At 63.5% G+C, this 11,042-nt stretch carries 5 protein-coding genes; 4 read left to right on the top strand and 1 reads right to left on the bottom strand.

What is annotated here, in order from left to right:
* Positions 1–42: 42 nt before the first annotated feature.
* Positions 43–2,106 (bottom strand): TonB-dependent receptor, encoded by a 2,064-nt coding sequence (locus tag AC09SL_RS07645; protein WP_058545444.1) that lies wholly within the window; start codon positions 2,104–2,106, stop codon positions 43–45.
* A 248-nt stretch (positions 2,107–2,354) separates the two neighbouring features.
* Here AC09SL_RS07645 and AC09SL_RS07650 point away from each other — a divergent pair, with 248 nt between their 5' ends.
* The 4 genes from AC09SL_RS07650 (at position 2,355) to AC09SL_RS07665 (ending at position 11,006) form a co-directional block, all read left to right on the top strand.
* Positions 2,355–3,332 (top strand): TauD/TfdA family dioxygenase, encoded by a 978-nt coding sequence (locus AC09SL_RS07650; RefSeq protein WP_081264403.1) that lies wholly within the window; start codon positions 2,355–2,357, stop codon positions 3,330–3,332.
* 7 nt (positions 3,333–3,339) lie between these two features.
* The gene (locus tag AC09SL_RS07655) at positions 3,340–6,768 is read left to right on the top strand and encodes a condensation domain-containing protein (RefSeq protein WP_479571940.1); all 3,429 of its coding nucleotides are present in this window, start codon (positions 3,340–3,342) and stop codon (positions 6,766–6,768) included.
* A gap of 17 nt (positions 6,769–6,785) precedes the next feature.
* Complete coding sequence (locus tag AC09SL_RS07660; protein ID WP_058545445.1) at positions 6,786–7,832, top strand: TauD/TfdA family dioxygenase; 1,047 nt, start codon at positions 6,786–6,788, stop codon at positions 7,830–7,832.
* Positions 7,833–7,943: 111 nt separating this feature from the next.
* Positions 7,944–11,006: a non-ribosomal peptide synthetase gene (locus AC09SL_RS07665; RefSeq protein WP_058545446.1), complete on the top strand. Its 3,063-nt coding sequence runs from the start codon at positions 7,944–7,946 to the stop codon at positions 11,004–11,006.
* The last annotated feature ends 36 nt before the right edge of the window (positions 11,007–11,042 follow it).

Consider the following 11,042-nt stretch of genomic DNA (forward strand, 5'->3'; position numbering starts at 1 on the left):
GCAGGACAGACGCGGGGAGATTGCCTCCCCGCGCCCGTGGGTTTACATGTCGTAGCGCAGGATCATCCCCACCGTGCGCGGTGCGCCGACGTCGATGATGTCGTCGTTGCGATTGTTGGTGACGTACTCCTTGTCGAACGCATTCTTCACGTAGGCGGACACTGCGACGTTCTTGGTGACTTTGTACTCGGTGTTGAAATTCACCAGCACATAGGCGTCGCTCTTACGCTCACCAGTGACTTTGCCGTTTGAATCGAACTCGTACTCCGAAGGCGCGGTGCTCTGATAGACAATGTCCGTACCGAATATCAGGCGATCGTCGAAACGATAGACACCACCCACCGAGGCCTTGTATTTAGGCGAGTAGAGGAACGCCTCGCCGCTCCTGTCCTGACCATTGTCAGCGACGAAGTCCTTGTATTTGCTATCGGTAATGGCGCCGCCGACGTTCAGGGTCAGTTGTTCGGTGATGTCTTTTTCGACGAAGACTTCCAGGCCCTTGATCTCACTGCGACCAGCGTTGTAGATATCAATGACGGTGCTGCCGGGCTGCCGCACGCTGACCTGCTGGTCTTTCCAATCGGTGTAGTACAGGTTGGCGCGGGTACGCAGGGTCTTGTCGAAGAACGAACCGCGGTAGGACAGCTCGTAGTTTGTGGTGTATTCCGGGTCGTAGGCCTGGTGACCGCTACCGGAACGCAGGTTGACACCGCCACCGCGATAGCCCTTCTGCACCGTGAAACCGAGGTACTGGTCCGTTGCCAGTTCGTAGTCGATGCCGAGTTTCGGCAGCACGGCATCAAACGACTTCTTGATTTTCTCGGGCACGAAGCGGCCATCTGCTTCGATGTCGGTATCGTTTGTCTCGTGGTCGTAACGCAGGCCGGTGATCAAGGTCCACCGCGGGGCGAACGTCCAGTTGACTTCACCGAACACCGCCTTGTTTTCAATCTTGGTATCACCTTTGACGGTACGAACCAGCACATCATCGAACAACAACCGGTCGTGGAAGTTGTTGGTGTTGTGGCCATAGTAGGCACCGACGAAACTCTTCACCGTGTCCGAGTCGTAATTCAGACGCAGCTCCTGACTGAACAGGTTGCCGTCCTGCTTACGCAGAACGACCTCGTTGTCCACGGCATTCTGGTCAAAGTCCAGACGGTTGCTGTAGTCCGTACTGGTATTGGCGGTCATGCTCGTCAGCGACCAGGCATCGTTCAGGCGGTAATCCACCTTGGCACTGAGGGTGTCTTGCTTGAGGTTGTCGAAGGCCTCGGTGTTGGACGCGATGTCGTAATAGCTCGGCTTGCCATCGGCGCCGCGCATCGTCGAGCGGTCACCCTGGCGATGTTCGTTATGGGCATAAGTCAGCAAGACGTCAGTGTCGTCATTGGGCAGGATCAGCAATTTACCGCGGGCGTTGCTGGTGCGATGCGGGTTGGCGTCTTTATCGAGCGTGGTGTTGCGGATGTAGCCGTCACCGTCGGAATAATCCACGGCGATACGCCCGGCGATCTTGTCATCCACGATGGCCCCACCGCCCGCCACGGCCGCACCGTGCTCACCGTAGTTGCCCACGCTGGTCTGCGCCGAGAAGCTCGGTTCGAAGGTTGGGTTCTTTGTTCGGATAACCACCGCACCGGCCAGGGAGTTGCGACCCTGGGTGGTGGATTGCGGACCGAGAAAAACCTCGACCTGCTCGGCATCCCAGAGCGGGACCGGGCTGAGGGTCAGCGCGCGGTTGGGCTGCACGGCACCGTCGACATACACCGACACCGCCCCGTTGAGGGCCGCCGGGCCCTGGTCGTCAAAACCGGACACAGGCACGCCACGAATACCCCAGTTCTCATTGCCAGCCTGGCTATAGACGCCGGGCGTGCGGGCAAATACATCCACCAGGTCCTTGTCGCCGTGTTCACGCAGGTTCTTGTCGGTGACCACCACCACGCTGGACTGGGTCTTTTCGAGGGTACGGTCGATCTTCTCACCGGTTACGGTGATTGGAGCGATCTCCATCTTGCCGGCTTCTTCGGCCGCCCAAGCACCGTTGCTCAGGCCGATGGCCGACCCTACAGCCAACGCAATTGTGTTCTTTTTGAAATTCACGCCCCGCTCCCCTGCGACAGATATTTTTAGGTGTTTTGAGCTGGCCGAAGGCTGTTTTGCGCCAGCGGAGCGGAGTCTAATCCAAAAAAAAATTTAAATAAATAGTATTGATAATCTATCTCATTTGTACCTAGTATGGCGTCTTGTATTGCCTTACATACATTACAGACGAGTCCTACATCGCTGACCGCTGCCCTGCTTTCATGGTCTTGTGACTGGTCGAAGAAGACAAAAGAGGATGCACAAGGATGACCTCAATCGAACACCTGAACGGGCGTTCCGAGCTTTTTTCAATGGCGCCCACGGATGCAAGCGCCCAGTCGCTACCCGTGCTGGTGCAGGGGACATCGGGGCAGTCGATCCACGATCTGGACGCTTCGATTCGCGACAGCCTGGCCCATGCCCTGACTACGGTTGGCGGCGTGTTGTTTCGCGGTTTCACCGTCGCCACGCCCATCGATTTCAAGCGCTTCGCTGCCAGCTTCGGTGCGCCGCTGGCCAGTTACGAATTCGGCTCCACGCCACGCAGCAAGGTCTTCGCCGGGGTCTATAGCTCCACGGAATACCCGGCCCATCAATTCATCCCGCTGCACAACGAGCAGGCCTACACCCGCCCCTGGCCTTCGCGCATCTGGTTTCACTGCATCAAGGCCAGTGAGACCGGCGGCGAGACCCCGATTGCCGACAGCCGCCTGATTTACCAGCGCATGCCTGCCGAGATTCGCGAGCTGTTCGCCAGCCGTGAGTTGCTCTACGTGCGCAACTACAGCGGCGCACTGGACCTGCCCTGGGAGAAAGTCTTCAACACCCAGGACCGCGCCCAGGTCGAACGCTACTGCCAGGACAACGACATCGAGTGGGAATGGAAAGCCGATGGCGACCTTCGCACCCGCCAGCGTTGCGCCGCCGTGCAGCAGCATCCCGAGACCGGTGAGTGGGTCTGGTTCAACCAGGCGCACCTGTTCCATGTCTCGGCCATCGAACCGAACGTACGCGCCAGCCTGCTGGCGGCGGTGGGTGAAGAGAACCTGCCGCGCCATGTCTATTTCGGCGACGGCTCGCCGATTGCCGACGACATGCTCGACACCGTGCGCGAGGTCTACCGCGAGACTGCCATCAGTTTCCCCTGGCAGCCCGGCGACATCCTGATGCTCGATAACCGACTGGTGGCACACGGTCGCAATCCTTTCACCGGTGACCGCAAAGTCATCGTGGCCATGGCGTGAATTGCACATGTTTTCATTCGAACACTGGATCGACGTGCTGGAAGCCAACGCCCAGCACTTCCCTCAGCGCGCGGCCCTGCATTTTCTGCCGGACGGCGTAGAGATCGGCGAAACCCTGACCTTTGCCCAACTGCACGCCCAATCCCAAGCCCTGGCGGCTGCGCTGCAAGCGCGTTATGCCCCGGGTGATCGAGTGCTGTTGATGCTGCCCAGCAGCCTCGACTACGCCCGCGCCTTCTGTGCCTGCCTGTATGCGGGGCTGATTGCCGTGCCGTTGTTTCCGCCACCGTCGCGCAAGCCGCGCCACCTCGATCGCGTCCGCAACGTGGTGGTGGATGCCGAACCGGCGCTGATTCTCGCACCGGCAGATTATTGCGAAGGCTTGCTGGAACTGGTGGAAGGACGCGTCGAGGTGCTGACCGTCCAGGACCTGGGCACGCCACCGGCCAGCCAGTGGCTGCGCCCGGCCATCGACGGTTCGACCGTGGCCTTCCTGCAATACACCTCCGGCTCTACCGGTTCGCCAAAAGGCGTCGAGGTGCGTCAACGCAACCTGATCGCCAACGTCGAACTGATGCGCCAGGCCTACGCGTTCGACGAGCACGGCGTCATGGTCAATTGGCTGCCGCTGTACCACGACATGGGCCTGATCGGCGGTCTACTGGCCCCGCTCTACAGCGGCATGCCGTGCTACCTGATGGCGTCCCAGACCTTCGTCAATGCGCCGTCGACCTGGTTGCAGGCGCTGAGCCGCTACCGCGCCACTGCCAGTTTCGCCCCCAACTTCGCCTATGCCCTGTGCAACCGCGTGGTCAGCGACAACTTGATCGCGCAGCTCGACCTGAGCGCCTGGAAACACGCGATCAACGGCGCCGAACCAATCCACCCCGGCACTCTGGAAGCCTTCACCCAGCGCTTTGCCGCGTGTGGCCTGAACCCGTTGGCCATCAGCCCCGGTTATGGCCAGGCCGAAGCGACCCTGTGCGTCAGCGCCACGCCGGCCGATGCGCTGCCAGTGGTGTTGCGCCTGGACAAGGCCGTGCTGGAGACCGGTCGCGTGGCCCTGGCGACGGCCGATGCCGCCGCCGTGGAGTTCGTCGCCTGCGGTTACCCGCAAGCCTTGCACAGCATCGCCATCGTCGACCCGCACACCTTCGAACGTTGCGCTGCCGACCGCATCGGCGAAGTCTGGCTCAAGGGCCCGAGCAACGCCGAGTCCTATTGGAAGAACCCCGAGGCCACTCGCGAAGCCTTTGAAGCACGGATTGTCGGTTCATCGGAGCATTACCTGCGCTCCGGCGACCTGGGCTTCATGCACGAAGGCCAGGTGGTGATCTGCGGACGCCTCAAGGACCTGCTGATTCTCAACGGACGCAACCTCTATCCCCACGACATCGAATTCGCCATCACCGACGCCGAGCCGGGCATCCGCACTGGACGCATCGCCGCCTTCTCGGAAATGGACCCGGCACTGGGCCGCGAGAAACTGGTGATCGTCGCCGAGCCGCAGCGCAAGTTCGTCGACCCGGCGCATCATCCGGCGCTGTTCGCGTCGATGCAAAACGCCGTGCGCGAAGCCGCCGACTGTGGCATCGACCAGATTGTCCTGGTGCAAGCCGGCACCATCCCGATGACCACCAGCGGCAAGATCGCCCGTCAAGGCGCACGCAAACAACTGGCCGCGGGCACGTTGAGCATCATCGCCCAGAGCGGTGGGCACCCGGCCTCGAACGGCGAGACCCTTGACCTTGTCCAGTTCAAGCACCTGGTGGCCGAAACGCCGCAACAGGCCCAAGTCGCCTGCCGCCAATGGCTGGAACAGACGCTGCACGCGGTCAACCCGTATGTGTGCGCCCACTTCGAACGCAGCCTGATCGGCCAGGGCCTGGACTCCATCGGCGTGGCCGACTTCGCTGCGCGCCTGCACCGGGACCTGGGCTGGAACCTCGAGACCCAGGACTTGTTCGGGGAAACCACCCTGGGGCAATGGGCGCTGGCCCTGCAAGGTTTCCTGAATGAACCGGCGCCCACGGCCGAAGCCTCGACCGAGCAGGCCAACCTCAACCAGGGCCATCAGTCGTTCGCCCAGCGTCGCCTGTGGTTCCTGCGTCAACTGAACCCGGACGACACCCGCCACAACCTGGTGCTGCACCTGCGCTTGCAAGGGCCGCTGGACATCGAGACGCTGGCCCTGCGCTTGAACACGCTGGTCGAGCGCCATGGCGTGTTGCGCACGGTGTATCGCGACGGTGTCGATGGCCCGCAGCAACAGGTGTTGCCGGCCACGGCGGTAGCGCTGACCCATCACGATTTGCGTGAACAGAATGAAGCGCAGCAACAGCAGGCGCTGAGCGAGCACCTGGCCCACGAACACGCCAGCCCTGTCGATTTGCAAGCCGGCCCGTTGCTGCGAGCGCAGTTGCTTAGCCGACATGAGCAACAGCATGACCTGCTGCTGACCCTGCACCACATCGCCTTCGACGGGCGTTCGGCGCAAGTGCTGCTGGCGGAGCTGGCTGGTTCGACGGACGTAGGGCTGCCGGGGCAATACCTCGATTTCGCCCAATGGGAAGCCCGGTACTGGAGCGAACAGCGGATCGCCACCGAGCAGGACTTCTGGCGCACACACCTGGCCGGCATGCCGCAAACATTGGAACTCGGTGGCAGCGGCCAGGCCCCGGGCGAACACAGCCTGGACTTCAGCGTGCCCCAGGCCCGCTGCGAACGGCTGGCAGCACTGGCCCGCGAGCAAGGCATGACCTTGTTCATGCTGTTGCTGGCCAGCTACCAACTGGTGCTCAAGCAACTGGGCGGCCAGCAGCAATTTCTGTTGGGCACTGACGTCAGCGGCCGGCCACTGGCCGAGCACAACGACGTCATCGGTTTCTTCGTCAACCAGTTGACCCTGCGTTGCGACTTGCGTGGCGAACCGACCCTGGCCGGTTTCCTTGAGCGGGTTCGCGATGAATCGCGCCTGGCCTATGCCCATCAAGGCCTGCCTTTCGACCTGGTGGTCTCGGCCCTCGCGCCGCAACGCCGCCCCGGTCACTCGCCGCTGTTCCAGGTCAAGCTCAACTATCAACCGTCACGGGTGACCCCGACCGCCATTGCCGGCGCGCAACTGTCCGCGCTGGACGTGGCCCAGGCACCGGGAGATTTCCACCTGGTGCTCGACCTCGTGCACGGCAGCGAAGGCCTCGCCGCGACCCTCAAGTATCGCGGCGAATACTTCGACCAGCAGCGCGCCCTGCGCCTGCAACACCTGTGGACGGGCCTGCTGGAACAGCTACACACCCTGTTGGACGAGCCGCTGCCGGCATTGGCCGAGCGCATCGATAACTGGGACCAGGCCTTTGCCCGTGAGCGACAACAGTCACAGGCGCTGGCCGGTCGCAGCCAGATGATGCAAGCCAAACGTCGCTCCTTGTCCCTTTAACCGAGTCGGATGCCGTTATGTCTATCGTGCCCCCATCGCCACGCGCCCTCGGCGCCGTGCGTCGCAAAGCCATGAACGTCTCGGAACAACAGTTGGTCACCGAGCGCCTGCTCAGCCCGGACCACGCCCTGCCCCTGGTGATCGAGCCGGCGGTCAGTAGCGTCGACCTGATCGCCTGGGCGACCCGGGAACGCGCGTCGCTGGAAAAGAAACTGCTGGAGTACGGTGCCCTGCTGTTTCGCGGCTTCAACGTCGCGTCCGTCGAGCAGTTCGACCAAGTGATCGCCGCCCTCTCCCCCGGTGCTCTGGAATACATGTTCCGCGCCTCGCCGCGGACACGGGTCGGCGGCAACATCTACACCTCGACCGACTACCCGGCCGACCAGATGATTTTCCCCCACAACGAGCACTCCTACTCGCCGCGCTTTCCACTGCGGCTGTTCTTCTATTGCCAACTGCCGTCCGAGACCGGTGGTGAAACACCGATCGGCTCGACCCGCGCCGTAAAGGCGAGGATCAGCCCGCAGATCGAAGCGCGCTTCCGGGAAAAAGGCGTGCTGTACGTGCGCAACTACGGCGACGGATTCGGCCTGCCATGGCAGACCGTGTTCCAGTCCGAAGACCGCCGCGAAGTGGAGGCCTACTGCGCCAGCGTCGGCATCGACGTGGAATGGAAAGACAACAATCGCCTGCGCACCCGCCAACGCGGGCCGGCCGTGGTGCGCCACCCGCGCACCGGTGAAGAGGTCTGGTTCAACCACGCCACGTTCTTCCACATCAGCACCCTGCCTGAGCGAATCCGCGATTCGCTGCAAAGCAACTTCAACGACCTCGACCTGCCCACCAACACCTTTTATGGCGATGGCGAACCGATCGAGCCACACGTACTGCAATCGCTGCGTGCGGCCTACCTCGATTCGCTGGTGCGATTCAGTTGGCAACAGGGGGACGTGTTGTTCATCGACAACATGCTCGCCGTGCACGGTCGCGAACCCTTTACCGGCAAGCGCGCCATCATGACCGGCATGGCTGAAGCCCTGCTGTCGAGCGACGTTGCCGTCTGACATTCAACGGGTCCACCTGCCGTTCGCAGGAGGCTTGCCTGACACGTGTCCAGCAAGCCCCGACGTCTGTGCGGTGATCCAGGCTCAAGCCCTTTTCCAGTCGAGATGAACATGAGCGGACTTCAAGGTTTTCGTATTTCGCCGCAACAGGCATCGGTTTACCCCCACATCAACGGCGCGGCGCAGCACCCGTTCAGCTGCCATTTGCAATGGTCGCTGTCGCAGCCGCTGGACGTCGATGCCCTGAACAACCGCTTGCAAGCCCTGGTGGCCGGCAGTGAAATCCTGCGCACGCGCCTGATGCCCGTGCCCGGCCTGCGCCACCCGGTGCAGGTGATCGACGAAACCGGCTCGCTGGCGGTGAAACTCCAGGACCTGCGCCAGCATAGCCGCGTCGACCAGGACGCCGCGCTGGCCCGGCTCGCCACCCAGCCCCGCGACTGGGCAACCCCACTGTGCGTGACCCTGGTGCGCCTGTCCGATGAACAAGCGGTCCTGGACCTGGCGGCGGCCAGCAGCCACTTCGACCTCGCCAGCCTGAAATGGCTGGCCGGCGCACTGCTGCACGACACCGCAACCGACCTTTCCGACACCTTGCAGTACGCCGACTACGCCGAATGGCGCTGGAGCCTGGTTGAGGAGGCGCCGGACCATCCGGGCGTGAGCTTCTGGAAACCCTCGGGCGACGCCGAACAGGCCACCTTGCAGTTGCCGCTGGAAGTGGCCCTCGGCGGCGGATTTTCACCTGCCCGACTGGACCTGACCCTGCCGACTGACCTCGCCCGTCACTCGGCCCTGATCCCGGACCTGCTGCTGGCGGCATGGGCAGCGGTGCTGGGACGATTGGCCGGCCAGCAACAGGTGCCGCTCACCCTCATCCATGAAAGTCGCGGCGCGGAGCTGGAAAACACCCTGGGCCTGTTCGAGCAGTGCCTGCCCGTGAGCATCGAACTGGATGCCCAAGCGACCCTGCTGGAACAAAGCACACAAGTGGCCGCCATCCGGGAACGGGCCGTCGGCTGGCAAGACTATTACGTCGGCCACCTCAACGCCGGCTATGCCTTTGCCTGGCGTTCGGGCGATGCCCGGGAACGTCATGCCAGCGCAGTGATAAACCCGCTGAAGGCGTGCCTGAACGTACGCCAGTTGCCCGCCAGCCTGCACGCCCAACTGGTCTACGACCGCCATGCCCTCAGCGCCGAAGCCGCAGGTTGCCTCGCCGAGCAATGGCTGCAACTGCTGCAAGGTGCCCTGGCTGAACCGCAACGGGCCTGGGCCCAATTGCCCCTGGGTGGAGCGCTGCAATCACAATTGATCGGCACCAGCACAAGCGTGCCGTCCATCGAACCGGTGACGCTGGTGGAACTGATTGCCCGTCAGGTTCGCCAGCAACCAGACGCCATCGCCCTCAGCGACCAGGACGGTGACCTGAGCTACAGCCACCTCGACGCCTGCGCCACGCAACTGGCCCATCGACTGGTCGCGGCCGGAATCGGTCCCGGGGTGCCCGTCGGTATCCTGTTCGCCCGCAGCAACGCGGCCATTGTCGCCATGCTCGCCGTCTTGAAAGCCGGTGGCGCCTACGTGCCGATCGACCCGACCTACCCCGCCGACCGCCGCGCCTACATGCTCGCCGACAGCGCCATTGCCCACATCGTGGTCAGTGCCGAACTGGCCGACAGCGTGCCGGCCACCCTGCAACGCTTCGTGCTGGATGACCTGGCAACGCCGGACCTCGGCGATTGGCCGGCGCTACCGCTGCCAGACGCGAACGACCTCGCCTACTTGATCTACACCTCGGGCTCTACCGGTGCGCCGAAAGCCGTGGAAATCAGCCACGGCGCCCTGAGCTTCTCGACCCAGGTGCGCATGGCCACCTATGACACTCCGGTGCGCGCCTACCTGCTGCTGTCGTCGTTCGCCTTCGACAGTTCGGTCGCCGGGATTTTCTGGACCCTGGCCCAAGGCGGGCGCCTGGTCTTGCCCGCCCCGGGAGAAGAGCTGGAAATGTCCCGCCTGGCGCAACTGATTGCCCAGCATCAGGTCAGCCACGGTCTGTCGCTGCCATCGCTGTACCAGGCCCTGCTCGATCAATTGCAGCGCAGCGCAGGCACCGACAGCCTCGCCTGCTGGATCGTCGCCGGTGAAGCCTGCCCGCCATCGCTGATCGCGCAACACAGCAAGACCTTGCCCCACGCCCGTCTGGTGAACGAATACGGCCCCACTGAAGCCACGGTCTGGGCCACCTATGAAGTGTTGGAGTCCAACCGCAACGTCAGCATCGGCCGCCCCATCGCCGGCATGGACCTGCGCCTGCTGAACGAATTCGACACCGCCTGCGGCATCGGCGAGCCAGGGGAAATCGTCCTCGCCGGCCCGACCCTGGCCCGCGGCTATCGCCACAAACCCGAAGAAACCGCCAAGGCCTTCGTCACCCTGGCCGACGGCACCCGCGCCTACCGTACGGGCGACCTGGCGTGCTGGTTGGCCGACGGGCGCCTGGCGTTCCTGGGGCGCAAGGACCATCAGGTCAAGGTGCGCGGCTACCGCATCGAGCTGGGTGAAATCGAACGCCAGTTGTGCAGCCACAGCGACGTGCGCGAAGCCGCGGTGATCGTCCAGGAACACGCCGCCGGCAAGCGCCTGCTCGCCTACATCCTCGCCGCCCACGGCTACGCACCGGATTCCGAGGCGATCAAGCGTTTCCTCGGCGAGCGCCTGCCGTCGTACATGGTGCCGGCCCTGGTGCTGACCCTGGCGAGTTTTCCGCGCACGCCCAACGGCAAGCTCGACACCCGCCAATTGCCCGACCCCGACTCGTTCGACGAAAGCGCCCACGTGGCGCCACGCAACGCCATGGAGACCGCCTTGCAAGCCATCGTCGCCAAGGTCTTGAAGCTCTCGACGGTGAGCGTCACCGACAACTTTTTCGCCATCGGCGGCGACTCGATCCTGAGCCTGCAAGTGGTGGCCCAGGCCCACGAGCAAGGCATCGCGCTTTCGGCCAAGCAAGTCTTCGAACGCCAGACCATCGCGGCCATGGCCGAGGTCGCGCAACCGCTGGCGCCGAGCGCCGCCGAGCCGCAGGCCGACAGCACCGAGTTCAGCGCCTCGGGCCTGACCGATGACGAAATGCAAGCGCTGATGGCCGAACTGGACGAGGCCGACCTGTGAGCGGCTCGTCCCATCGCCCCGCCATCACCGTTGCCC

Source organism: Pseudomonas sp. PF05, from assembly GCF_056521845.1.

Coding starts and splice junctions, on each gene's coding strand:
- AC09SL_RS07650 (WP_081264403.1), top strand. CDS start 2,355: ATGACCTCAATCGAACACCTGAACGGGCGTTCCGAGCTTTTTTCAATG.
- AC09SL_RS07655 (WP_479571940.1), top strand. CDS start 3,340: ATGTTTTCATTCGAACACTGGATCGACGTGCTGGAAGCCAACGCCCAG.
- AC09SL_RS07660 (WP_058545445.1), top strand. CDS start 6,786: ATGTCTATCGTGCCCCCATCGCCACGCGCCCTCGGCGCCGTGCGTCGC.
- AC09SL_RS07665 (WP_058545446.1), top strand. CDS start 7,944: ATGAGCGGACTTCAAGGTTTTCGTATTTCGCCGCAACAGGCATCGGTT.